The following is a 25,026-nucleotide window of genomic DNA, read 5'->3' on the forward strand; positions in this document are numbered from 1 at the left end:
CGTAAAGGGAGAGATGAAATTTGACAGCTAATGAAATCGGCTTTGCACTCCTTTACATCGGACTTTTTCTATTGATAGGAAAGATCATCCGTGTGAAAGTGACTTTTTTACAAAATTTGTTCTTACCATCTTCGATTATCGGAGGTTTTGTAGCATTATTGTTAGGCCCCCAAGTATTAGGTAAATTCATGCCGGATGACTCCTGGCTTTCTTACGGCGTCATGCCGCCGGTCGTGACAGAAGTCTGGGCGGATCTGCCTGGGTTGATGATTAACGTCGTGTTTGCTGCCTTATTCCTTGGCGCAACCCTTCCTAAATTGAGTCAAATTTGGAATTATGCCGGTCCTCAATTAGCTTTTGGCTGGACGATCGGCTGGGGCCAGTATGTCGTAGGACTTCTTCTCGTGCTGCTTGTTCTGACACCCGTATTCAATATTCCACCGATGGCAGGAGCCCTGATCGAAGTAGCCTTTGAAGGCGGACACGGAACGGCTGCCGGTATGGCCGGTACGTTCGAACAATTCGGCTTCGATGAAGCGTTCGATTTGGCGATCGGGCTTGCGACGATCGGCGTCTTATCCGGTGTCATCTTCGGAATCATCCTCATCAATTGGGGAATCCGTAAGAAAAAGACGAAGGTAATTGATGGAATCAACGATTTCTCCGATCTTCAGAAGCGCGGGTTCATGGAATATCAGAACCTGGAGCCGAACGGAAAGCTTACGTTCCGTCCGGAATCGATCGAACCTCTATCCTTCCACATGGCGATTGTCATGCTTGCCATCTTCATTGGTTGGGGAATCTTAGAATTACTCATTCAATTAGAAGCGGTGACACTGGGATCAGGCTTCATGGAATTCATTCCACTGTTCCCTATGGCTATGGTCGGTGGTGTGCTTCTACAGATCTTCTTCAGCAAAAAAGATAAATATAATTTAGTCGACCGCCGTATGGTCAACCGTATTCAAGGGCTGTCTCTCGATGTTCTCATCCTGACTGCCATCGCTACGGTTTCCATCGACGTCATCGGTGAGTATCTGGTTCCGTTCTTGCTGTTAGCTGCAGCGGGGATTATATGGAACTTGTTCTGTTTCTTGTACTTTGCCCCACGTTTCATTCCTGATTATTGGTTCGAGCGCGGATTAGGCGACTTCGGACAATCGACGGGCGTCACCGCTACAGGGCTTCTCCTTATGCGTATCGTCGACCCCGACAACAAATCACCATCCTTTGAAGCATTCGGATATAAGCAGCTGTTCTTTGAACCATTCTTAGGAGGAGGTTTCATCACAGCATTATCCGTTCCATTCATTGTGCAGTTCGGCCCATGGACTGCCCTCATCGTATCTGTAGCCATGATGGCTGTCGGAATCATTTCCGGGCTGTTCTATTTCGGCAAACAGAAAATGAAATAAACGATTTATTAGATCAGCGTCTGCCATGCCGGCAGGCGTTTTTTTCATACGAGCGTCTCTTTGTTTCATACTAAGCAAGTCGATTGACACCCGGCGCAGGCATGCTATATGTTATAGTCCGTAATCATAAGTAAATCGATCAGAATTCATGATAAATATTGGTAAATAAAGGAGGTTACTTATGAGTAAACTGTGGAAGGGATATATGGAGACATCTCTGATTAAGAAAATCACCGTCGCACTTGTACTCGGGATTCTTGTCGGGCTGATCTTCGGCGATGGGGCATCTGTCCTTGCTCCGCTTGGAGATTTACTGCTCCGTCTTCTCAAGTTCATCATCGTTCCATTAATTCTGTTTACATTAATTGTCGGTGTCAATCAGACCAACACGCACGACCTCGGTCGAATGGGCGGGAAGGTGTTCCTCTACTATCTCGGCACCTCGGCCCTGGCGATTATCGTCGGAATCATTGTCGCAGGCTTGTTCCAACCGGGAACGGGCACGAGCCTGGATGGGAGTGAAAGCATTGACGTCCCGGATAATCCCGGTCTCACAAGTGTTCTATTAAATATCGTACCGGAGAACATTTTGACGGCCCTGACGGAGATGAACCTGCTCGGCATCATCTTTACGGCCATCGTCTTCGGAATCGCGATTGCATTCCTGCGTTCCTCCGCCGATTATAAGAAAATCGGTGACAGTACGTATCAAGTGATTGAAGGCTTGAATGAAGCGACGCTGACGGTCATGAAGGGAATATTGCAGTACGTACCCGTCGGAATCTTCGCGATTGTTGCTGAAATTGTCGGAACAGAAGGCAAAGACACGCTGCTGTCGCTTGGAAATTTCATTCTTGTCCTTTATGTCGGCCTGTTTGTCCAGCTGCTGATCTATGTCGGTATCCTGTTGGTTACCAAGCGGAAGCCGTCCGCTTTCTTCCGGGAAGCACGGACACCGATGATCACCGCATTCGTCACACAGTCAAGCTCCGGGACGCTGCCGCTGACACTGAATGCAGCTAAAAACCTCGGCTTAAACAAAAGCCTGTACGGGTTCAGCCTTCCGCTCGGGGCAACGATCAATATGGACGGAGCAGCCATCCGGATTGCTGTATCTGCTGTATTTGCAGCGAACGTCATCAATGATCCGTTGAGCTTCACGGATATGCTTCAGGTCGTCCTTGTTGGTACCCTCGCTTCTGTCGGTACAGCCGGAGTTCCGGGAGCCGGAATCATCATGATCGCAACCGTCTTCTCGCAAGTCGGACTTCCTATGGAAGCTGTCGCGCTGCTTACAGCGGTGGATGTCTTTGTCGGAATGGGGGCAACCGCCCTTAACGTCACCGGCGACCTCGTCGGAACGACCGTTATCAATAAATCAGAGAAGAAAACAAACCGGTAATATAGAAGAACAAAAGCGCTTTTCTATGCAAACGCCACTAATCGGTAGAGTGATCATTATGGTAAAGGGCGGAGGGAAAAAGGGCAGACTCCTGCGGGAAGTGTGGCACAGATGAGAACCCGGAAGAGCAACAGCGATGAGGAGGCTCACCGGCCACCCCGCGGAAAGCGCCCCATTTCCCGCAGCCCGCTCCTCTACCCGATAAAAATTTCAATTAGAAAGCTGTATTATGCGGCTTTCTTTTCTTTTTGCAGTCGAATGGTTAGCATTCTAAGGAATTTTTGTGGGAAAAAACATTAAGAATGCAATTCCAATGGAATATATGCTATCATTAATCGTTAGTCACCTAAGTATTTAGCTAAGCACCAAAAGAAAGAAGGGGTAAGATGACAGACGAAGAAAGAAAGTCCATTAATCGCGTCCCCTTGATGATCGTGCTCATCTCGGGGGCGTTCGTTGCGATTTTGAACCAAACCTTACTTGCAACGGCCTTGCCGAAGATCATGGAAGATCTTCAATTGGACGCCAATACAGCCCAATGGCTGCAGTCGATATTTATGCTGGTGAATGGAATTATGATTCCGATCACCGCCTTTTTAATTGAACGTTTTACGACAAGAAGTTTATTCCTGACCGCCGTCGGATTGTTCGCTGCGGGTACGCTCGTTTGTGGGATCGCACCGAACTTCTCCTTACTGATGGCCGGACGTGTCCTTCAAGCTGCCGGGGCGGGGATCATCCTGCCGTTGATGCAGACCATCCTGTTCCTGATTTTCCCTATAGAAAAACGCGGTGCAGCAATGGGAATGTTCGGACTCGTCATCGCTTTTGCACCGGCCATCGGTCCGACATTGTCCGGATGGGTCGTCGAGCAATTCCCTTGGAGAAGTCTGTTCTTCATCATATTGCCGATCGCGATCGCAGATATTATTGTCGCTTACTTCATATTGAAGAACGTAACCAAACAGACCTTTCCGAAAGTGGACCCGATCTCCATCATCCTGTCTACCTTCGGTTTCGGCGGGATTCTGTATGGATTCAGTGTCGCCGGTAATAACAGCTTCTTCAGCGGGGAAGTAATGATTTCCCTCGGTGTCGGAGCGGTTACGCTGTTCCTGTTCATTACGAGACAGCTGAAATTGGAGAAACCAATTCTGGAATTCCGGATTTTCAAATACAAAATGTTCACCTTAACGACAGCTATCGGAATGATTGCCTTCATCGCCATGATCGGCGGTGCTGTCATTCTACCAATCATGATGCAGAACATGCTCGGATTCACTGCCTTTGAATCCGGTTTGATGCTGCTTCCTGGAGCGGTACTCATGGGGATCATGAACCCGATCACGGGACGTCTTTTTGATAAATTCGGGGCCAAATGGCTCGCCATCATCGGACTCGTGCTCGTTACCGGCTCCACGTTCCTGTTCACCGATCTTACGCCGCAAACAACGTTCACGTACCTGGCGATCGTCAACTGTTTCCGTATGTTCGGTATCGCCATGGTCATGATGCCTGTCACAACGGCAGGACTCAACCAGCTGCCGGAACATTTGATGCCGCACGGTACAGCGATGAACAACACGATGCGCCAAGTGGCCGGGGCCGTCGGTACGGCACTTCTCGTATCTGTCATGACGAGTCAGGCCGAACCGTCGGAAGGTCTGATCGGTTTGATCCACGGTGTCAACGTATCCTTCATCGTCGCAGGTATTTTCGCCATTCTTGGATTGGTCATGTCCATTTTCCTTACCAATTCCCAGCCCAGCCAAGAGTACAGCACCTAAAAAACGAAAAAATCCGAACGATTCTCTTTCTCTAAACAGAAAGGGAATTCGTTCGGATTTTTTTTGCATAGAAGCTTAACCGAGATCGACTTTCTCAAAATGTTCGACAGTCGGATGTGGATCATAGAAAGGATGGAGCAGCCTCGACCATTCTTTATATTCGTCCGATTCGCGGAAACCGATGGTATGGTCTTCGAGCGTCTGCCAATAGATCAGCATTAAATACTTACCATCGACTTCCAAGCACCGCTTAAGCTCGTGGGATATGTACCCGTCCATGGATGAAATGTACGTCGATGCTTCCCGGAACGCTTCTTCATATTCCTGTTCTCTTCCTTTTTCCACGTGCAGCATGACCGCCTCTGTGATCATCGACTTCCTCCTATCCCTTCTGAAGGGCTGATTTGTAGCGCTGGTAGTAATTATCTACGTTATTTAATAGCAATAACTCCGTATACAAATAGGCTTTACTGTTAAAATCTGAAAAATCGATGTTCGTCAATTCCTGGATTTGTTTGATTCGGTAATTGAGCGTGTTCGGGTGAATGAACAGTTCCTGCGCGGTCTGTTTACCCTTCCCGTTATTCGCAAGGTACGCTTCCAAAGTAAGCAGGAGTTCCGTCTGTTTCTCGGTATCATTCTTGATGAGAAGAAGCAGATCTTCACTATAATAGTCTTCCGAACTGTTTTTCTCATATAAAGCGGCAAGGTAGCGGTAAATCCCCAGACGTGCGAATTCCCTCGGCATGGATTCAGGACGGGGGTTGATGAAACTTGCCGTCTCGATCACTTCCAATGCCTCCAGGAAGCTCTTTCGCATATGAATCAGCGTCGTGTATTCTTTACCGACTCCGATGAGGAAATGGTAAAATTCCTCTTCGCCCGTCTCGCGCTTCACTTCTTCGATCAGATCCCGCGCGATGTTACGAGAAGAGAAGCGGTCCTTCACACGGCCTTCGATCATAATAATGATCTGGAATTCCGTCTTCAAATAGTAGAGCTGTTTATCGGCACGGAAACGGTTGACTGTTGTCTCCAGCTCATCCAGCATGTATTTGTACTGGGGAGCGGTCACAGAGAAGACAACCACCGAAAACCTGTCAGGAACCTGAAGCATCGCTAAGGAAGCATCGTGACGGAACTGACGCTCGCTGCCGTACTCATGCTGTAGCAGCTGCCAGAGCAGTTCCTCCTTCCGTCCTTCCTTGGCATTCACCTTCATGAACTGATCATATATTAATTTCCCTAAATGGGGCGTAATTTCCTCCAAGAAATGTAAATCCGTTTCCTCCAGAGAATGATCCGACTCCTGGATCCACACATAGCCGAGCGTATGGCCTAGATGCTTGGCAGCGATGACGACCCGCTGCTGGAAGCCGAGGTCCTCGATTGGAGAAATACGGATCGCATCCGGCTGTTGATCGAGACGCTGGACGATCCCTTCTTTCTTCAAGCGGTCGATGATGAAGATCGGACATTTCTTGGACAAAATCGTTTTCTGCTGGGTTTGATCGAAGTCATCGAAAGCAGAGCTGTAGGACACGAGTTCAAAATTCTTATTTTCAATGATGACCGGTTTCTTCAGTTTCGAACTGATTAATTCCGTCGCTTTATGGATATCTTCTGCCTGAAGGATCAACTCTTTCACTTCCATAGGAATCCTTACCTTTCCAAGTAGGTTGAATGTCATGCGTTACCCTCCATTATATCCGTTGTGGTTGGAAAGAAAAAGCAATTGTACCGGAGAAAACCCGCCGGTTATGAAAAAAGCTCCCCCATTCCGGGAGAGCTTTGGTTTGTTGTAAGGAGTAGATGACATTTTCGAATACGTTTTTAGAACGTTTCCGAGATCGTCTTCGCCTGCATGTGCAGCGCCAGATAATCCGGTCCGCCGGCTTTAGAGTCGGTTCCGGACATTTTGAAGCCGCCGAACGGCTGGTAGCCGACAATGGCTCCTGTACAGCTGCGGTTGAAGTAAAGGTTTCCGACATGGAAATCATACTTCGCTTTTTCCAGGTGATCACGGTCATCGGAAATGACTGCACCAGTCAGTCCATATTCCGTATTGTTGGCGATATCGATCGCTTCATCGAAGTTCTTCGCCTTCGTGAAACAAACGACCGGCCCGAAGATTTCCTCCTGCTGCATACGGGAATCCGGCGCAAGGTCTGCAAATACCGTCGGCTTGATGAAATACCCTTTGGAGTCATCACCTTTTCCACCAGTGACAAGGCGGCCTTCTTCTTTCCCGATTTCCATGTAGCTCATGATCTTGTCATAAGCCCCCTTGTCGACGACAGGCCCCATATACACGTTCTCTTCGGAGGCATTTCCGACGGTCAACTGTTCGGCACGCTCTTTCACTTTCTCCAACACTTCATCGTAAACCGCTTCGTGTGCCACGACACGGGAACCGGAGGAGCATTTCTGACCGGAGAAACCGAAAGCAGAAGTGATGATCGCATCGACGGCTGTTTCAATGTTCGCTGATTCATCGACAACGACGGTATCCTTCCCGCCCATTTCCGCGATCACCTGTTTGATATGATTCTGCCCTTCCTTCACCTCGGCCGCGCGTTTGATGATGCGAAGACCGACATCACGGGAGCCGGTGAAGGAAATAAGGGCTGTTTTCGGATGATCGACGAGGTAATCGCCTACTTCGCCGCCGCTTCCAGGGACGAAGTTCAAGACGCCTTTCGGAAGACCGGCTTCTTCCAGCACTTCAACGAATTTGGCTGCAACGACCGGACTGTTGCTGGCCGGCTTCATGACAACCGTGCTTCCTGTCACAAGCGGTGCGACAGCGGTACCGGCCATGATAGCGAATGCCAGGTTCCATGGTGGGATGACGACGGCTACGCCTGTCGGTGTGTACACATAACGGTTCTGTTCACCCGGACGGCTTTCCACCGGTTTCCCTTCTTTCAGTTCAATCATCTGACGAGCATAATATTCAAGAAAGTCGATAGCTTCCGCTGTATCCGCATCCGCCTCTTTCCAAGGCTTCCCTACTTCGTACACAAGGTAAGCGGAGAATTCATGCTTGCGGCGGCGGATGATGTGCGCAGCGCGGAAAAGCAGCTCTGCACGGGCACGTGGATCCCATTTGCGCCAATCTTCAAAAGCGTCCGCTGCTGCCTGCACTGCTTTCTCTGCAAGTTCCGCATTCGCTTTCGATACCGTTCCGACAACCTGCTTCGTATCCGCCGGGTTGATGGACGTAATATGCTGATCCGTGTGCACGCGTTCTCCATTGATGAGAAGGTCATGATGCTGACCAAGCTCTTCCTTCACCTGCTTCAGTGCTTCTTCGAAAGCTTTCTTGTTCTCTTCTACTGTAAAATCTGTGAATGGTTCGTGCTTATATGGCTGGACCATAGGTAAATTCCCCTCTCTGTATAATAAATAGTTTATTTGCTGAAAATCCCTTTCATGGCGAAGGCGATGTTAGCCGGTCTCTCCGCCAGGCGTCTCATGAAGTAGCCGTACCAATCTTCCCCGTACGGCATATACACACGGACTTTATATCCCTCTTTCAGAAGGTCTGCCTGCATTTGTGTCCGCATGCCGTAAAGCATTTGGAATTCGAAACGGTCGTTCGGAATATCATGCTCCTTCACGAGCTGCTTCGTATAAGCGACAATCGCATCGTCATGGCTTGCAATGGCCGTATAGTTGCCGTTTAACAAGTTCTTTCTGATCAGATGCTTGAGGTTATCATCGACGAGCTTCTTCTCCGGGAAAGCTACTTTGCCGGATTCCTTGTAAGCCCCTTTGACGAGGCGCAGGTATGGATCGTATTCATTGAGATCATCCAAGTCCTGATCGGAGCGGTACAGATAGGATTGAACGACAGTTCCGAGGTTCGGGTAGTCTTTCTTCAGCGCTTTGTATATGTCCAGCGTCGCTCCGCACCTGGAGGAATCCTCCATATCAATCGTCACGGTGATACCGTGCTTCTCCGCTTCCTTCAGGATCAGTTCCATATTCTCCATCACAAGCTCATGGCTGATATCAAGCCCGAGGGAGGTCAGCTTCAAGGACACTTCCGATTGAAGTTGATGGGCAGCGATCTGCTGAATACTGCGGATGCATTCTCCGGCCCGGTCCCTCGATTCAGACTCACAGTCGACGAATTCACCAAGGTGATCGACGGTTACCACGAGTCCCTCCTCATTCAATTGCTTGATCAGCGGTATTGCCTGAGGGAATGTTTCTCCCCCGACTATCTTGTCCGCTCCGAATCTTGTGCCGAAGCGCTTGGCCATCCGATCTAACATCTTATTGTTGGAAAGGTATAAGAAGAAATTCTTACTGATGGCTTCCAAGATCCCCACACCCTTTCATCATTCTCTATCGATCCATACAAGCTTTATCCGGTGTAACTCGGAAATGTTTAATTGTTAAGAAAATTGTAACGAATAACGCTTACATTTGACAACGTGGTCGAAACACAAAGATACCCCCGCCTTTTTATTGTTTCAGCACAAAAGTGTCGAAAGGTGTTTTCACCACCCATATAATGGGAATATCCGCTTTCTCTTACCGACCCATGATAAGTGTCATGGGTAAGTCCTGACGTTTGTGTCTTATCGTCGGTCCTCTTATCTCTTATGATGGGGATAACGACCAATCAAAGAGGAGAAAAACCTATGAACAGCGCCAAACAAAGAGAGTTGAAGAAAAGTGTTTCCGCATATGCGAAACCGGATACAGCCGCCGGCGTCCGCCAGCTGATCAATACACTGATTCCATTTATCCTGCTGTGGTATTTGGCTTACGCCAGCATGGCTTTATCTGTATGGCTCGCCATTCCAATCGCCATGATCGCCGGAGGTTTCGTGATCCGGGTCTTCATCATTTTCCATGACTGCACGCACCAATCCTTCCTGAAAAGTCAGAAGGCCAACCGTGTCATTGGAACGATCTCGGGTATTTTGACGCTCTTCCCTTTCGAAAAATGGAAACGGAGCCACTCGATCCACCATGCGACGAGCGGTAATCTTGATAAACGTGGTACCGGTGACATCTGGGTGATGACGGTCGATGAGTATGTGAACGCGAGTTTCAAAGAGCGTCTCGCTTACCGTCTGTACCGCAACCCGATCGTCATGTTCGGACTCGGACCGATTTACTTGTTCCTTATCTCCAACCGCTTCAACCGCAAAGGTGCAAAGCGCAGAGAACGTTGGAATACGTACATTACCAACGTGGCGGTCGTCGCCATCTACTCCCTTCTAATCTGGGCGATCGGCTGGCAGGCATTCCTGATCATCCAGCTGCCGATCCTTTACGTATCCGGTGTTCTCGGAATCTGGTTGTTTTACGTCCAGCACCAGTTCGAGGATTCCTATTTTGAAGATGAATCGGAGTGGGACTTCGTTAAAGCAGCAGTCGATGGAAGCTCTTATTATAAGCTTCCGAAGTTGCTTCAATGGGTGTCCGGAAACATCGGTTTCCACCACGTCCATCACTTGAGCCCGCGGGTACCGAACTACGCACTGGAGAAGGCACACGAAGAGACGCCTCCCCTTCAGCACGCAACGACCATCACGCTGAAGACGAGCCTTGAATCGATCCGCTTCCGCCTGTATGACACGGAAAACAAGACATTCATTTCCTTCAAAGAAGTGAAACCGTTACTGGAGAAAAAGCAGCGACGTGTCCAAAGCCGTCCAAGGTTCCAGGAAGACCAGTAATTCCACCAAAACCCATTCCTTTGAATGGGTTTTTTCTTTATTTTCCTTTATGCTTAAGTGAGAGAAACAAGGAGGCCGCCGCCATGCAGAACTGGTACCATATCATTCCGAAGAACACAGGACTCAGCATTTATGTCTGGATTATCTTCTGCGTCCTGCCGTTCTTCTTCATTTTCCGCTCCTCTTCGATGTATGAAATGATGTTCGGCATTTTGATGACGCTGCTCTTCTTCCTTGCGTATCGTCTGTCCTTCATCTCCAAGAGCGGATTCGTATATCTGTGGGTGAGTATCGAAATGGTGATCAGTCTTTTGATGACCATTTCGTTCGGATACATCTATTTCGCCCTGTTCCTCGCTTTCTTCATCGGGAACATTAAGAGCCTGGGTGGGTTTCTTTCTCTCTATATTGTCCACCTGGCAACGACGTTGATCGCCATCACCGTCACTTTCATCCATCAGCTTGATTCGGTATTTCCGAACCTGCCGTTCATTATCATCACCGTCATCGGTGTGATCCTGCTCCCCTTCACTGTCCGCTACCGGAACCAGCAGCAGAAGCTGGAAGGCGAACTGCAGGATGCCAATGAACGGATTTCCCAGCTGATGGTCATCGAAGAAAGAGAGCGGATTGCGCGGGACCTTCATGATACCCTCGGACAGAAGCTGTCGATGATCGGCTTGAAAAGCGACCTCGCCCGGAAGCTGATGGACATGCAGCCGAATCGAGCCAAGCAGGAAATCGATGATATCCGGATGACCTCACGCAATGCGTTGAAGGAAGTAAGGGAAATGGTATCGAATATGAGAGGGACGAAGCTTGAGGATGAACTCGTCCGCGTCCGGCAGATTATCGAGGCAGCGGAAATGACGTTTTCCTACGAAGGAGATCCGGTGCTTAAGAACACCCCGCTGCTTGTTGAGAACGTACTCAGTATGTGCCTGAAGGAAGCAGCGACGAATGTAGTCAAGCACAGCGAAGCTTCCACCTGCCATATTACGATCCATCCCTCACCAAATGAAATTCTCGTCACGATTGCCGACGATGGGAAAGGGATTCCGGAGACGCTGGAACCTTTCCAGGGACACGGCTTACAGGGAATGCGCGAACGGCTGGAATTCGTTAACGGAAGGCTGGAAATCCGTTCCGAAGAAGGAACCAAGCTGCTCTTTCACGTACCGAATGTGATAAAAAACAAGAAAAAGGAGGGTCCGGCATGATACGGATCGTCATTGCAGAAGACCAGCGTATGCTGCTGGGCGCGCTGGGCGCCCTGCTGGATTTAGAAGAAGGGATGGAAGTCGTCGGTCAGGCGGGAAATGGTCAGGAAGCAGTCAACCTTGTCCGTGAAGAAAAGCCGGACATCTGCATCATGGATATTGAAATGCCGGTGAAAGACGGCCTGGATGCCGCCGAAGAAATTCAAGAGGAAACATGCAAAGTCATCATCCTGACGACTTTCGCCCGCCCCGGTTACTTCGAACGGGCAAGAAAAGCGGGAGTCAGCGGGTATCTGCTCAAAGACAGTCCGAGTGAGGAACTGGCAACGGCCATCCGTAAGATCATGAACGGCCAGCGCATCTTCGACCCGGAGCTGGTTGATCTTGCCTTCACCGAACCCAATCCGCTCACCGAACGGGAACAGGAAGTCATACAGCTGATGGCAGATGGAAAAAATACGAAGGATATCTCTAAAGAGCTGTTCATCACACCAGGGACTGTCCGCAACTACATATCTGTCATTCTGGAAAAGCTGGAAGTAACCAACCGAATCGAAGCGATCTCTCGTTTTAAAGAAAAGGGCTGGTACAAACGGTCGAAATGATTCCCCTAAAAAAAACAGCCGGTCCTGCTTATACTCGCAGGACCGGCTGTTCTTTGGTGTTTTCTTATAGTTTGAAACGGCGGACATGACGATTCAGTTCTCCTGCCAGCTCCGACAATTCGGCGGCACTTCGAGACACTTCCTCCATCGATCCGCTCGACTGCTGGGCCGAAGCAGCTGCCTGTTCGACCCCCGCCGCCGACTCTTCTGTAATCGAAGCGATTTCTTCGATGGAACGGTTCATATCTTGTCCTGCGCCGGCAATTTCGCGAAGGTGGGCAGAAATCTCCTGGATTTTAGCTACCATGTCCGAAACGGAATGATGGATCGTATCGAACGTCTCTCCACTTGCCTCCATCTCGACAGACCCCCGGCCCACTTCGGTATATCCTTCTTCCAAGGATTGGACGACCTGCCCGGATTCCGTCTGAATGCCTTCCACGATATCGGTAATATCACCGACAGAAGCAGTGACCTGCTCTGCAAGTTTCCTCACCTCATCCGCAACGACGGCAAAGCCTCTGCCGTGCTCACCCGCACGGGCGGCTTCAATCGCCGCATTCAACGACAGCAGGTTCGTCTGAGACGCAATCGCTTCAATGACCTGGACAAGCTTGGAAATTTCCCGAGACTGCCTATCGAGGCCTTTCACTTTCTCGACCGAATCCTTCACAATCGTATCGATCCTGTGCATCTGGCCGATCGCTGCCTTCATCTGCTCCCGACCTCCTTCTGCAAGCTCGAGTACTTGAGAAGACGAATGCGACACGTGCCCGCCGTTCGCATCCGCAACCGCAATTTTATCTGTGAAGGTGCGCATCTGTTCCGCCAGACTGGAAGCACCGTCCGCCTGGGACTCTGCTCCGGAAGACATTTCCTGCATCGTCGAGGCGATCTGCACGCTTCCTTCCCTCACTTCTTCCGATGCCTGATCAAGCTCTCTGCTTTGCACCGTGACACGGTCGGAGGTCAGGGAAACCGATTCGATCACTTCCTTCAAGGCCGCCTGCATCGTATTCATCGCACCGGCAAGCGCCCCGATCTCATCCTTGCTCTTCACTTCCAGATCCCCTTTACTGATGTCGCCGCCCGCAAGGTGACGCATCCGTTCTGCCACACGTTTGATCGGCCTGGAGAGGTTATTCGCCATCATCCATGCGAAAAGGAGTCCGACCAGGATGACTGCCGCAGAGATAATCAATCCCCAGAACATCATAGCCGCGCCGCTTTCCAACACGTTAGATCCCATCTCCTGGATTTCTCCTTCTCTACGAATAGAGGCTTCTTCATAGATGGTTATCAATTCATTACTTACCGGAGTAACCGTATCTTCGAGCGCTTTCAGGGCTTCCTCTTCCCGACCGTCGTCAAACCGTTCAAACACCTCTGTCCGCACAGTCCCTTCCCATTCAATACTGTCCGTGACAAGCTTCCTGATGTCATCGGAGTCCGTCCGGTCCAGGAGATCCTTCTGCATCTTCATGCTGTCTTCCGAATACGCTTCAAAGGTTTCCCTGTATGCGTCATCGTTAAAGAGTACATACCCACGGGCTGCAGCTACCTTCTGTGATAAGTTATAGGCGAGCTTCTCATCGAGGATCAACAGCGGCAGTTCACGGTCGACGATCCCCTTCGTATTCTCGTTCGTCCTTGAAGTAGCGAAATAGTTGAAACTCGCGAGCAAAACCGTCAATAAAATGACCACTGAGAAGGCCGTCAAAATCTTTCCTCTTATACTTTTCATCGTTGAAACCAGGTCCCCTTTTTTATTATAGTTATCTATCTTTTATATCGGGTTGATGGACCTTTTTATGTAGTTCCTCCTATCCCATGCGCAGGTCGGCATAAGCCAATGTGCAAAAACATTGTCGAAGATTTGGAATTTTCATCGTTCGTGTTGTATTTGAGGACAATTTTTGTTACGATCAAGCTAACTAAATATTTTCTTATTTCAAATTTTATTTGGAGTAAGGATAGAGGTGCAATGACATCAGTACGCATACGGAGGAGAATGAGCTCTGACGATCGATGCGGAAAGGGGAAATTGCCGAAGCTTCTCGAATCTCATCTTCCTGAAGCTGGTTCTGATACTGAAGAAGTGCAGGACTGTCATATAGGAGACTATATGGAGGGCTATCTTACGCAGGAACGGATACAAAGTTTCTACGGCAGCAGCGATTCCCTCGTTGCTGCCGTTTTTGTTTATTTACTGCGCTGAATGGTCCTGATGCCTCGGTCTGTATTTAAAAAAACTTACTAAAGGGTGTGAGGTTATGAATTTCGGCCAAGTATTAACAGCAATGGTAACCCCGTTCGACAACGATGAGAATATTGATTATGAAGCGACACGTGCTTTGATCGACCATTTGATCGACAACGGTTCGGATGCGTTGGTCATCGCAGGAACGACCGGAGAATCTCCGACGCTTACGAAAGAGGAGAAGCTGTCCCTGTTCCGCTTCACTGTGGAAGTCGTCGACGGACGTGTTCCGGTCATCGCAGGAACAGGATCCAACAACACACGAGCATCTATAGAGCTGACGAAGGAAGCAGAACAGACCGGCGTGGATGCCGTCATGCTCGTCGTCCCTTACTACAACAAACCGTCTCAGGAGGGGATGTATCAGCATTTCCGCACCATCGCTGAAGCGACTTCCCTCCCGGTCATGCTTTATAACATTCCGGGAAGAAGCGTCGTCAACATGGAACCGGAAACGATCATCCGCTTATCTAAGATCGACAACATCGTTTCCGTTAAAGAAGCGAGCGGCGATCTCGATGCGGCGACGACCATCATCCGCGAAACGCCGGAGGACTTCTCCGTCTACAGCGGAGAAGACGGCAACACGCTGCCGTTCGTTGCCATCGGTGGGACAGGTATCGTCTCCGTCTCCTCCCACGTCATCGGAAAAGAAATGCAGCAGATGATCCAAAGCTACCGTGAAGGAGACGGCGCCTTCGCAGCAACGCTTCACCAGAAGCTGCTCCCGGTCATGCACGCCATCTTCTCCGCACCGAGTCCATCACCGGTGAAAGCAGCCCTGAACGCTCTCGGCGTCCAGGTCGGAGGCGTCCGCCTGCCTCTGCTGCCTTTGACGCAGGAAGAAAGCAAGCGTGTTTTGGATATAGTAAGCACGATCAGACAAGACGAACGAATGGCATCATAAAGAATAAAGGAAGGCGTGCTCTCTGGATAGGAGCACGCCTTCCTCTTTTTTAACCCGTTAAAATAGGTGATGGTCCGTTTAGCAGCGTACGGGATAAAAATTAAGAATGATCAGAGCGGGGTGGATAGGACCATTGAGTGTAGTCAGTCCTTCCACAATGAGATGCAGTCTTTCATGGATGTTGCTTCTTTTATTTTTAAATTACCTTTTTTGTACATCTTAGGCTGGCAAGGACCGAACTACCCTTTATTCGTTACCTTGCTGCCTTCTGTGCTTTTATGGCTGGGGTTACAGAGTAAGATACTAGTCCAATCCAAAAGAAAAGAGAAACATAGCCACAGGTGAGTCGCCGGAAGAGCAGCTTTCCCCTTCCTGTCCCTCCTCCAACAAAAAGAGAGCCTTCCACACCATTGGGAGGCTCTCTTCTATGCATACTATTCAAACGAAGCTGGAAAGTCTTTTCAGTCGATCGTGACCGTCCAGCCTTCCGTATCTTCCTTGCGGCCGCGCTGGATTCCGGTGATCGTGTCATACAGCTTCTGGGACAGCTCGCCGATTTCATGATCATTGATGACCATTTTCTTACCGAGCCAGTTCAATTCCCCGACAGGAGAGATGACGGCAGCCGTTCCTGTTCCGAACGCTTCCTCCACTTTCCCCTGTTCGTACCATTCATACAGCTCTTCGATCGCAATTCGGCGCTCGGTGACCGGGATGCCCCACTTCTCCAAAAGCTCCAGGATCGATGCGCGCGTGATCCCCTTCAGGATACTGCCGCTCAAGGCAGGTGTGACGACTTCTCCGTCCACTTTGAAGAAAATGTTCATGCTGCCGACTTCTTCGATGTAGCGTTTCTCCACACCATCAAGCCAAAGCACATCGTTGTTGCCTTCCTCGACCGCCTTCGCCTGGGCCTGATAGCCGGAGGAATAGTTCCCTGCTGTCTTCGCCATGCCGGTGCCGCCTTTGACCGCACGGGTGAATTCATTCTCGACGTTGATCGTGACAGGCTTCAAACCGCCGGAGAAATACGGGCCGACTGGAGAGAGGATGATCATCAGCTTGTAGGATTTCGACGGCGCAACGGCGAGGTTCGCTTCTGTCGAAATGATAAACGGACGGATGTACAGCGACGTCCCTTCAAAGGATGGAACCCAGTCTTTCTCCAGCTCCACAAGCTCCTTCAGATAACCCAGCACTTCGTCTTCATCAATCGCCGGAATGCTCAAGCGCTCACTGGACAAGTTCAAACGTTCGAAATTCTTCTCCGGACGGAAAAGCAGGACACGGTCATCATCCGTACGATAAGCCTTCATCCCTTCGAAAACTGTCTGCCCGTAATGGAAAATCATCGCTGCCGGGTCGAGTGTCAGCGGCTCATAAGGGACGATGCGCGGCTCGTGCCAGCCTTTATCCGCTTCATAATCCATCACAAACATATGGTCTGTGAACGTTCTGCCGAAAGGGATCTCTTTCGATTCCGGTTTCTTCTTCTTCGTTTCGCTTTGAATGATGCTCAATGCCATTGTCAGGACTCCTTTATTTATGTAATCGCCGGCCGGGGCCGTTTTTCAAATAATACTATCCATTGTACGCCCACTTCCGACAATTTTAAAGAGAATTTGCTTGAATAATCGAAATACGATGCATGGAGCATCATGGTATACTGGAAAAAGGGAATATACGGAAAGCGTGGTGTCTTTTTTGTTTAAATTATTGTTGATTGAAGACGACCGGACGTTGTTCCAGGAAATGGAGGAACGACTGTCGCAATGGTCGTATGAAGTATATGGGATCGATGACTTCCAACAGGTGATGAACCGGTTCACCGATGTAAATCCCGATCTTGTGCTCATTGATATCCAGCTGCCGAAGTTCGACGGCTTCCATTGGTGCCGGATGATCCGTGCCCACTCGAACGTACCGATCATCTTCCTGTCCTCGAGAGACCATCCGACGGACATGGTGATGTCGATGAACCTGGGTGCCGACGATTTCGTCCAGAAGCCGTTTCACTTCGATGTGCTGATTGCGAAGATCCAGGCGATTCTGCGCCGCGTCTACAACTACAATACGGAAACGAATGAGTGGAAGACTTGGCAGGGAGCCACCATTGACTATGACCGCAACCGCGTGTCCAATGAAAAAGGATCGATCGATTTGACGAAGAACGAAATCCTTATTTTGAAGCAGCTGGTGGATAAAAAAAGCAAGATTGTCAGCCGGGAAGAGCTGATCCAGCGTTTGTGGGAGGATGAACGGTTCGTCAGCGACAATACCCTGACCGTCAACGTCAACAGGCTGCGCAAGAAACTCGCTGAAATCGACTTGGGAGATGCGATTGAGACGAAGGTCGGACAAGGCTATGTGGCGAAGGAGGCTTCGCAATGATCGGGGCATTTCTGAAAGAACGCCTTGCTTGGATCGCCTTTCTTTTCGGTCTGCAGGTGCTGGCAGCTCTCGTTGGTGCCATCGATCCGACAATCCCGGTCACCTCCGTTCTGTACTACAACTTTCTGTCCTTCCTATTAATTGCGCTGTTTTTATTCATCCGGTACCAGAAGGAAACCCGCTTCTACCGTCAAATGCAGGAACGGGACCGGGACTTGGATCTTTCGACTTTTCCGGAAGGGGACAGTCCGTTTGAACGAATCATCGACGACAACGTCACAGACCATATGGAACGCCTGAAACAGGAGCTTGCCGATAACCAGCACCGATTGGAAGAGGAGAAGGACCAGCTGCTCTCCTGGATCCACGAAGTGAAGACGCCGATGAGTGCGATGCACCTCCTGTTTGATAAGATCGAAGATTACAAGCTGAAGTCCCAGCTGACGTATGAATGGATGCGGATCCACCTGCTTCTAGACCAGCAGCTCTATCAGAAACGGATCCCCTTCATCGAGAACGACCTTTATATAGAAGAAATAGAGTTAGAGCCGCTGTTATTCCAGGAAATCCGTACCCTTAAGTCCTGGTGCATGCAGAAGGGAATCGGCTTCGATATCGATTTGGAAGCGACACACGTGTTGAGTGATGCGAAATGGCTCGCCTTCATCCTGCGCCAGCTGCTGACGAATGCCATCAAATACAGCGAATCGAGTGACATTACCATCACAAGCCGGCGGGAAGACGAGCGGGTGCACATAGCGATCCGTGATGAAGGCCGGGGCATAGAGGCGAAAGACCTCCCCCGCATCTTCGATAAAGGCTTCACGTCGACATCCGATCACCAGAACGGCGCCGCGACGGGAATGGGTCTCTATTTGACCGACCGCATCAGGAAAACGTTGAAGATGAAGATCTCCGTCACTTCCGAAGTTGGACAAGGGTCCACCTTCACCCTCCACTTCCCGAAGAAAGACGCCTTCACAACCATCCGAAGCATGTGACCCTGTCCTATGCTTCTTTTCTTTTACCTGCACGCAGCAGGGGGAACTCCTTTAGGGTGGGAAGGATCAAGGCCAAAGGGTCGAGGAGACTTCCCGCTCCTCTCATCTGCCCATGTGACGAAACTGTCACTTCCATCCCCGATTTTGTTAGGTGAATGACAGGAAAACATCGGAAAAAGCTAATAGAATAAAGTCATAGAACAAGGGAGGTCATACCATGAGTATATTAGAAGCTACGAAAATCCATAAAAGCTACGGCAATAAATTCACGAAGCAGCACGTATTAGAAGGCATCAACCTGACCATCGAAAAAGGTGAATTCGTCACGATCATGGGAGCATCCGGTTCCGGAAAGACGACACTGCTGAACGTCCTTTCCTCCATCGACCGGGTGAGCCACGGAACCATCAAAATCGACGGACAGGTCATCACCGGCCAGAAAGACAAAAAGCTGGCTGAGTTCCGGAAGCATCACCTCGGATTCATTTTTCAAGATTACAACCTGCTCGATACGCTCACAGTGAAGGAAAACATTCTTCTGCCCCTGTCCATCGCCAACGTTAAAAAGAAGCAGGCGAATGAGCGGTTCCAGGAGGTAGCGGAAGAGCTCGGGATCAAAGAAATCGAAAACAAATACCCGAATGAAATCTCCGGCGGTCAAAAGCAGCGGACTTCCGCAGCGAGAGCGTTCATCCATGATCCGAGCATCATTTTCGCCGATGAACCGACAGGCGCGCTCGATTCGAAATCAGCGTCTGATCTCCTTAGTAAGCTCGGTCGTTTGAACGAGCGGAAAGAGGCGACGATCGCTATGGTCACCCACGACCCAGTCGCAGCAAGCTACAGTACCCGCGTCATCTTCATCAAAGACGGACAGATCTACACACAGCTGAATAAAGGAGACCAGCAGCGGCAGGAATTCCTGAAAGACATCATGAAAACCCAGGGCGTCCTCAGCGGGGTGCACTATGAATATTAATCAACTGATTATCCGCAATTTGAAAAAGAATGTGAAGAACTATTACCTGTACTCTTTCGCTCTCATTTTCAGTGTCGCCCTTTACTTCTCGTTCGTGACGCTGCAGTATGATCCGGCTATGAGCATGGATGGATCGATCAAGGGCGAGGCTGCGCTGCGGGTCGCTTCCGTTCTCTTGATTGCGATCGTAGCCATCTTCCTCATCTATGCGAACAATATCTTCATCAAGCGGCGCGGGAAGGAAATCGGATTGTTCCAGCTGATCGGAATGACGAAGAACCGGATTTTCCGGCTCATCAGCCTGGAGAACCTGATCGTTTATTTCGGCTCCTTGATCGTCGGGACGTTCGCCGGTTTCGCCGTCTCGAAGCTGATGATGATGGCGCTCTTCCGGATTACAGACATCGAGGAAGTCGCCACGTTGTCCTTTTCCGGGAAGGCCTTGCTCCAAACGATCCTTGTCTTCATGGCAATCTATCTGTTCATCATGCTGCTCAACTACTTTTTCATCCGCAGACAGAGTATCCTGTCGCTGTTCCGGACGAAATCGAAGACGGAGACGAGAGTCGGGAACATATCCGTCTGGGAGATTCTGATGGGTATCTTCGGACTGACCCTGATCATCGCAGGCTACTACGTCTCCTCGAAGCTGTTCAGCGGGGATTTCAATTCCATGAACCAGCTGTTTGCGGCAATGGTCTTTATTCTGGCAGCGGTCATCATCGGAACGTACTTCTTCTATAAGGGATCGGTACGCTTCGTATCGAACCTGCTTCGCAAAAATAAGCAGGGATATTTGAACATCAATGAAGTGTTGTCCTTATCATCGATGATGTTCCGGATGAAATCGAATGCGATGCTCCTGACGATCATCACGACCGTCTCCGCCCTCGCTATCGGTCTGCTGTCGCTCACCTACATTTCGTACTATTCGGTCTATGATGTCGGAAGCATTTCTTCTCCGGACGATTTCAGTTTCGTGTCCGAAGAAGATGCGGTCGCCTACACGGAGGCGCTTGATCAGACCGGCATCGCCTACAGCGAAGAAAAGGTCGACGTTACAGATGCGCGGGTGATGGTCAAAGACATTTTTGGTACGAATTTAGAGGAAATGCAAATAGAGAACAATCAAATGGATATGCCGGTCGTCGCTGATACGGCTCTGGAGGACACGGTGCTTGAGGATGATCAAGTCCTGTTCGCCGGCTACAACGATGCGTACATGCAGATGTCGCAGTTGAAGGACGAGGGCAAGGTGCAGTTGATCACATCAGAAGGGAAGATGGACGCAGATTACATCGGCAGCACGAAAGAAAACGTCCTCTCCAGAGCCTTCACGTTCGGCGCACCAGCGGCCGTCGTCAGTGAGAACACCTTCCAAAAGCTGAAACAGCAGCAGCTGGACGATATTCAGACCACCTACGACACGTACACAGGGGTAAACGTGGAAGACAGAGCGGACATCGAAACGGCGGATGATATCTTCCAATCGATGACATTTGCGAAGGAGAACGAAAACCTGTCCCTCTATGCGCAGACGGAGTCACAGAAAAAAACAATGGGACTGAGTATGTTCATTGTCGGTTTCCTTGGACTTACCTTCCTCGTCACATCCGGCTGTGTTCTATACTTCAAGCAGATGGACGAAGGGGATGAAGAGAAACCGAACTACACGATTCTGAGAAAGCTCGGCTTCAGCCGCGGCGATCTCCTGCGGGGAATTCAAGGGAAGCAGTTGTTCAATTTCGGCATCCCGCTCGTCGTCGGTCTGCTGCACAGCTACTTCGCCGTCCAATCCGGCTGGTTCTTCTTCGGAACGGAGCTGTGGACACCGATGTTCGTCGTCATGGGCGTCTACACCCTGCTCTATTCCGTCTTCGGATTATTGTCGGTCCTGTATTACAAACGCATTATAAAAGAGGCACTCTGATGAGTGCCTCTTTTTTCAGGCTGTCGAGAAACCCTGTACTATGGACGGGAGGGACAAACTTTCCGATCAATCATTAATGGCTATCAAAGACAGAAAGGGAACAAAGAAAGAAATTTGGACAAAGGGTGGAGGGGAATCGAGCAGACTCCTGTGGGAATAGTGGCACAGGTGAGACCCCGGAAGAGCAGAGCGATGAGGAGGCTCACCGGCCACCCCACGGAAAGCGCTCGATTCCCCGGAGCCCTCTCCGCTCCTTATGAAAAGTACTTCTTTAACAAACAGTAAAAGAGGAAAACCTCATCAGCCGAATAAATGAAGCAGCCAGCCTGCACCGGAGAAGAGGAGCACGATCGCCAGGATGACAAGGAAGATATAAAACAGGACGGCAAGGATGTGAAAGGCCACCACGGCGGCCATAAGCAGGATAATCAGCAGCAGAAACAGCTGCAGCATATCCTTCGTATGTACGATCAGGAAATAAGCGGCAAAGGCAGCTACGGCCAGCAGCAGAATCCTCATCGCCCACAGGCCTATATTCTTGAATAGGTTCGATTTCTCTCCCTTCATCGTATCCCCTCCTTTTCTAAGTATGTATGTTTTTGTTATCCAACCCGTGATTTCTGTGCGTTTCCATTGTGATATAATGGAAAAAACAAAACCATCGGAGGTGCTTCCATGAGCGCAGACAAACAGACAGAAGCAGAGATGCTGAAAGAAATCGAACGACTTCAGAAGATCGAGGAGCAGCAGCGGGACATTCTCGACAAACAACCCGGAGAAAAGCCGGCCGACCGCCTGCGCACAGACGGGAAAGGCAAAGTGATCATCGACAAGGACGACAAAGAACTTCGCAAGCTGTGGGATGTGGAGTAATCAATGAGCGATATCTACACACCCCAAATGAAGGACGTCGTCTGGGTGGACATCGACTTTTATGACAAAAAAACAGGGGAAATGAGCAATAAAGGCGCCCGTCCCTGTGTCGTCATGAAGGTGGAAGACGATCAAGTCCACCTGCGGACGTTGACCTCGCAGATCAAAACATATCCAGCGAACAAACACGGCGTCCTCGTCGAGAAAGACGACGTCAATAAACTGAAGAAGGATTCCGCCGTCCTCTGCACGTCCGATAACTATTTTTCCATGAGCAGAGAAGAAATCGGACACCTCGAAAAGTCAGGCGAGATCTCCACGGCTCAAATGCTTGACGTCATGCGGAAATCGGTCGCCTGCAACCGGATGGATATCCAGCTGAGAAAAAGCGTCCAGAAATCAGGATCCCTTTCCTGATGCCTACCACAAGCAGAGAAAGCCCCCTTTGTTAAGGGGGCTTTTATTACAGCTGATTTTCTGCAGATTTTGTTTTCGTCTCCTGCCTGACACTGCTTTCCATCTTCGTAATCGTCTGCTGCGGGACATTAAACGTCTCCATGACCTCCTGCTTGCTGGTCCGGTACGTCTGCTCCGCGGACAGGCGGTTGACGAGATTTTCTTCCGTCAATTCGCCGCTGTTTTCTTTCTTCACCATATCCCACAAGTTCTGATACTGGGCTTTCAAATCCTTCATCGATTCTGCTTTCGCGCTCGCCTCCGGATTGACCAGATCAAGCCCTTTGGCATGCTCGAGTTCCTTCGCGGACAGCATGAACGACGTCTGCCGCCCCTGCATCTGCGCTTCTCTCAATTCCGCTGCGTTCTCTTTCGTGAGCAGATCGGATAGGTGCACCCTTCTTTCTCCGTTCTCAATGATGCCACCCGGCTCGATGGCATATTCCTGTGTATGATCGGTATTCATATCCCGCAGCATCATATACTGCTGGCTTTTATCTGACGGCTCGAATACGATCGTACCCATCAGATTCTCTTCTCGTTCCATCCTATCTCATCCTTTCTGTTAAAAGCAGCCCCGGCTTCCTGCAGGGCCGCCCTTCTTCAATCGGTTGTCTCAAGGAGCTGCTCGCGCTCCCGCTGTTCTGTCTTTTGAATCTTATCGTCGAATCGCTCCAAGTCCATCTTCAAGCGCTCTATTTCTTTCGCTGTCTCGTTCTTTTTAACTTCCAGTGCATTGATGTCATTGTCTGTCTGAAGTTTCTCTTCATCGGTCTGGTAGACTTTATCCTCGCGCAGGGAAGCGATCCGTTCCTCTGCATCCTCGGAATCTGCCTTCAGATCCTTGATGTCTTCTTCTACGGTTTGGATATTCTCTCTGATGCCTTCAATGATGAGGTCGGTCGTGTAGGAAATGTACTCGCCGCTCTCCCGTTCCTCAATCGATGCTTCTTCCACTTCCCTGTAGTCGGCATACAACGTCCTCAGGATGGAGCGGCCGGACTGCTCCTCTTCCGCCTCTTCCTCCTCGGGGACTTCTTTCGTTCCGATCAAATCGAGAGCGACCTGAGTATAATCAGGCGACAGTCCTTCCAAACGGACGACGTAGTGGTCTTCGTACTGGAAAACGACCTCGGTATCGACCTCGCTGCCGTCGCTTCTCTGGAAGGCTTCAAAATCGATCGTGTCGTATTCATTCTTCAGATGTCCGGTATCGATGATGACCTCCATCTGCCCCGTCTTCGGATCATAGATCCACCGGTTGATGACGACATTCTCCGTGGAGGAAACCTTGATATCTTCGTTGACAGGAGAAGACAGCACCTCCACCTTCTCCTCGAAAACAAACCCGGACGTCAGGAAAAACGCGAGCCCAAGAAAGACGCCGCCCAGGATGGTCATATACATCCGGTTCGACTTCCTCCTCAGATTCACTTTATCTTTGTTGAACATAGCTTCACCCCTTTTGTCACACGTCGTTCGCTTCCGGATCTTCCTCTTTCACTTCTTCTGTATCTGCGAACAAATCCTCGATGTCTGTCGCAATCCAAGCATCCTCTTCATAGACGAAGTGAACGCGCAGAAACATCTTGGACTTGTCTTTCTTTCCGGTTTCCAAGTAGTCGATTTCATGCTCGACTTCGATCAGCACATCGACTTCCTTCTGATTCGCATCCATGTTCTGAATGTAATACTCTTCGCTCAAAAGCTTCGACTCCACGTTGTTCTGATTGAATTCATCCGCCGGGAAGTACCGCTCCTGCAGGGCTTCACTCATGACGCCCGCCGCTTGGTCCTTCCGCTGCTGGTAGCCTTCGATCTTCTGGACGAAGACGAGGTTCACGAACAGCTTCGCCTGACTCTGCAAGTCATCGAACCGCTGCTCGCGTGCGGTGTTGGAGATGTTCTTCTCCTTATCCTCGAGCACCCGGTTCTCGTCCTGAAGCTCCTGATTCGCTTTGGCGACCGCCTCGTACTCGTCTCCTTTCTTGCCATTGGCATAGAAGAAGTACGCATTGACCGCCAGCAAAAGGACGAGAATGATCAACGACACGTGTTTGAATAGTTTTATACTGTTCATATCGCTTTCTCCTTGCTG

At 49.9% G+C, this 25,026-nt stretch carries 23 protein-coding genes and 1 riboswitch; of the genes, 13 read left to right on the plus strand and 10 right to left on the minus strand.

The genetic code is table 11. From position 1 onward, the window contains the following. The first annotated feature begins 20 nt into the window (after positions 1-20). From QRD89_RS18345 to QRD89_RS18355, 3 genes are all read left to right on the plus strand, one after another. A complete protein-coding gene (locus QRD89_RS18345) occupies positions 21-1,415 on the plus strand; it encodes a sodium/glutamate symporter (RefSeq protein ID WP_026577721.1) in 1,395 nt (464 codons plus the stop codon). Between the two features lie 181 nt (positions 1,416-1,596). Then, entirely contained in the window at positions 1,597-2,817 is a 1,221-nt protein-coding gene (locus QRD89_RS18350) for a dicarboxylate/amino acid:cation symporter (protein WP_286095989.1), read from the plus strand. Between the two features lie 386 nt (positions 2,818-3,203). Next, positions 3,204-4,604, plus strand: coding sequence for an MDR family MFS transporter (locus tag QRD89_RS18355; protein ID WP_026577719.1), 1,401 nt, complete (start codon positions 3,204-3,206; stop codon positions 4,602-4,604). Positions 4,605-4,679: 75 nt separating this feature from the next. Here QRD89_RS18355 and QRD89_RS18360 read toward each other — a convergent pair whose 3' ends face one another. From QRD89_RS18360 to QRD89_RS18375, 4 genes are all read right to left on the minus strand, one after another. Beyond that, the gene (locus tag QRD89_RS18360; RefSeq protein WP_026577718.1) at positions 4,680-4,976 is read right to left on the minus strand and encodes an antibiotic biosynthesis monooxygenase family protein; all 297 of its coding nucleotides are present in this window, start codon (positions 4,974-4,976) and stop codon (positions 4,680-4,682) included. Between the two features lie 10 nt (positions 4,977-4,986). Next, positions 4,987-6,294 (minus strand): PucR family transcriptional regulator, encoded by a 1,308-nt coding sequence (locus QRD89_RS18365; protein WP_235601505.1) that lies wholly within the window; start codon positions 6,292-6,294, stop codon positions 4,987-4,989. A 143-nt stretch (positions 6,295-6,437) separates the two neighbouring features. Further along, complete coding sequence (pruA, locus tag QRD89_RS18370) at positions 6,438-7,985, minus strand: L-glutamate gamma-semialdehyde dehydrogenase (protein ID WP_008633794.1); 1,548 nt, start codon at positions 7,983-7,985, stop codon at positions 6,438-6,440. 32 nt (positions 7,986-8,017) lie between these two features. After that, positions 8,018-8,935 (minus strand): proline dehydrogenase family protein, encoded by a 918-nt coding sequence (locus QRD89_RS18375; RefSeq protein ID WP_008633793.1) that lies wholly within the window; start codon positions 8,933-8,935, stop codon positions 8,018-8,020. A 324-nt stretch (positions 8,936-9,259) separates the two neighbouring features. On the opposite strand from QRD89_RS18375, the gene desA reads away from it, so the two are divergent. From desA to QRD89_RS18390, 3 genes are all read left to right on the plus strand, one after another. Beyond that, complete coding sequence (gene desA, locus QRD89_RS18380; protein WP_008633792.1) at positions 9,260-10,306, plus strand: Delta(5) desaturase DesA; 1,047 nt, start codon at positions 9,260-9,262, stop codon at positions 10,304-10,306. Between the two features lie 83 nt (positions 10,307-10,389). Next, complete coding sequence (locus QRD89_RS18385) at positions 10,390-11,526, plus strand: sensor histidine kinase (RefSeq protein ID WP_008633791.1); 1,137 nt, start codon at positions 10,390-10,392, stop codon at positions 11,524-11,526. After that, positions 11,523-12,131 (plus strand): response regulator transcription factor, encoded by a 609-nt coding sequence (locus QRD89_RS18390; protein WP_062515042.1) that lies wholly within the window; start codon positions 11,523-11,525, stop codon positions 12,129-12,131. The genes QRD89_RS18385 and QRD89_RS18390 overlap by 4 nt, the downstream gene beginning before the upstream one ends. Before the next feature lie 64 nt (positions 12,132-12,195). On the opposite strand, the gene QRD89_RS18395 is transcribed toward QRD89_RS18390, so the two are convergent. Then, positions 12,196-13,851 carry a methyl-accepting chemotaxis protein gene (locus QRD89_RS18395; RefSeq protein WP_286095993.1) on the minus strand — a complete coding sequence of 552 codons (1,656 nt, stop codon included), beginning with the start codon at positions 13,849-13,851 and terminating at the stop codon, positions 12,196-12,198. Between the two features lie 246 nt (positions 13,852-14,097). Then, a riboswitch (Lysine riboswitch) is annotated at positions 14,098-14,275 on the plus strand. A 129-nt stretch (positions 14,276-14,404) separates the two neighbouring features. Between QRD89_RS18395 and dapA the strand changes: the two genes are divergently transcribed. Further along, a complete protein-coding gene (gene dapA / locus QRD89_RS18400; RefSeq protein ID WP_062515046.1) occupies positions 14,405-15,298 on the plus strand; it encodes a 4-hydroxy-tetrahydrodipicolinate synthase in 894 nt (297 codons plus the stop codon). 461 nt (positions 15,299-15,759) lie between these two features. Here the strand turns inward: dapA and QRD89_RS18405 are convergent, their stop codons facing one another. Beyond that, entirely contained in the window at positions 15,760-16,824 is a 1,065-nt protein-coding gene (locus tag QRD89_RS18405; protein WP_026577712.1) for a branched-chain amino acid aminotransferase, read from the minus strand. A gap of 178 nt (positions 16,825-17,002) precedes the next feature. Between QRD89_RS18405 and QRD89_RS18410 the strand changes: the two genes are divergently transcribed. From QRD89_RS18410 to QRD89_RS18425, 4 genes are all read left to right on the plus strand, one after another. Next, positions 17,003-17,689 carry a response regulator transcription factor gene (locus QRD89_RS18410; RefSeq protein WP_026577711.1) on the plus strand — a complete coding sequence of 229 codons (687 nt, stop codon included), beginning with the start codon at positions 17,003-17,005 and terminating at the stop codon, positions 17,687-17,689. After that, positions 17,686-18,690 (plus strand): sensor histidine kinase, encoded by a 1,005-nt coding sequence (locus tag QRD89_RS18415; RefSeq protein WP_062515048.1) that lies wholly within the window; start codon positions 17,686-17,688, stop codon positions 18,688-18,690. Before QRD89_RS18410 ends, QRD89_RS18415 begins: the two co-directional genes overlap by 4 nt. Before the next feature lie 217 nt (positions 18,691-18,907). Next, positions 18,908-19,669 (plus strand): ABC transporter ATP-binding protein, encoded by a 762-nt coding sequence (locus QRD89_RS18420; protein WP_026577709.1) that lies wholly within the window; start codon positions 18,908-18,910, stop codon positions 19,667-19,669. Beyond that, positions 19,659-21,599, plus strand: a complete 1,941-nt coding sequence (locus QRD89_RS18425) for an ABC transporter permease (protein WP_286095995.1) — start codon at positions 19,659-19,661, stop codon at positions 21,597-21,599. Before QRD89_RS18420 ends, QRD89_RS18425 begins: the two co-directional genes overlap by 11 nt. A gap of 300 nt (positions 21,600-21,899) precedes the next feature. On the opposite strand, the gene QRD89_RS18430 is transcribed toward QRD89_RS18425, so the two are convergent. Continuing rightward, positions 21,900-22,166 (minus strand): hypothetical protein, encoded by a 267-nt coding sequence (locus QRD89_RS18430; protein ID WP_026577707.1) that lies wholly within the window; start codon positions 22,164-22,166, stop codon positions 21,900-21,902. Between the two features lie 108 nt (positions 22,167-22,274). Here QRD89_RS18430 and QRD89_RS18435 point away from each other — a divergent pair, with 108 nt between their 5' ends. Both QRD89_RS18435 and QRD89_RS18440 read left to right on the plus strand, forming a co-directional pair. Beyond that, complete coding sequence (locus tag QRD89_RS18435; RefSeq protein WP_008638973.1) at positions 22,275-22,472, plus strand: hypothetical protein; 198 nt, start codon at positions 22,275-22,277, stop codon at positions 22,470-22,472. A 3-nt stretch (positions 22,473-22,475) separates the two neighbouring features. Continuing rightward, a complete protein-coding gene (locus QRD89_RS18440) occupies positions 22,476-22,889 on the plus strand; it encodes a type II toxin-antitoxin system PemK/MazF family toxin (protein ID WP_026577706.1) in 414 nt (137 codons plus the stop codon). A gap of 46 nt (positions 22,890-22,935) precedes the next feature. On the opposite strand, the gene QRD89_RS18445 is transcribed toward QRD89_RS18440, so the two are convergent. From QRD89_RS18445 to QRD89_RS18455, 3 genes are read right to left on the minus strand one after another with little or no spacing between them, the layout of a single operon-like run. Continuing rightward, positions 22,936-23,475, minus strand: a complete 540-nt coding sequence (locus tag QRD89_RS18445) for a hypothetical protein (protein ID WP_286095996.1) — start codon at positions 23,473-23,475, stop codon at positions 22,936-22,938. A 56-nt stretch (positions 23,476-23,531) separates the two neighbouring features. Further along, positions 23,532-24,380: a coiled-coil domain-containing protein gene (locus tag QRD89_RS18450; RefSeq protein WP_286095997.1), complete on the minus strand. Its 849-nt coding sequence runs from the start codon at positions 24,378-24,380 to the stop codon at positions 23,532-23,534. 16 nt (positions 24,381-24,396) lie between these two features. After that, positions 24,397-25,008, minus strand: a complete 612-nt coding sequence (locus QRD89_RS18455; protein WP_286095998.1) for a YddI family membrane protein — start codon at positions 25,006-25,008, stop codon at positions 24,397-24,399. Between the last annotated feature and the right edge of the window lie 18 nt (positions 25,009-25,026).

The sequence above is a fragment of the Halobacillus sp. ACCC02827 genome (genome assembly GCF_030291935.1).
Classification (GTDB): Bacteria; Bacillota; Bacilli; order Bacillales; family Halobacillaceae; genus Halobacillus.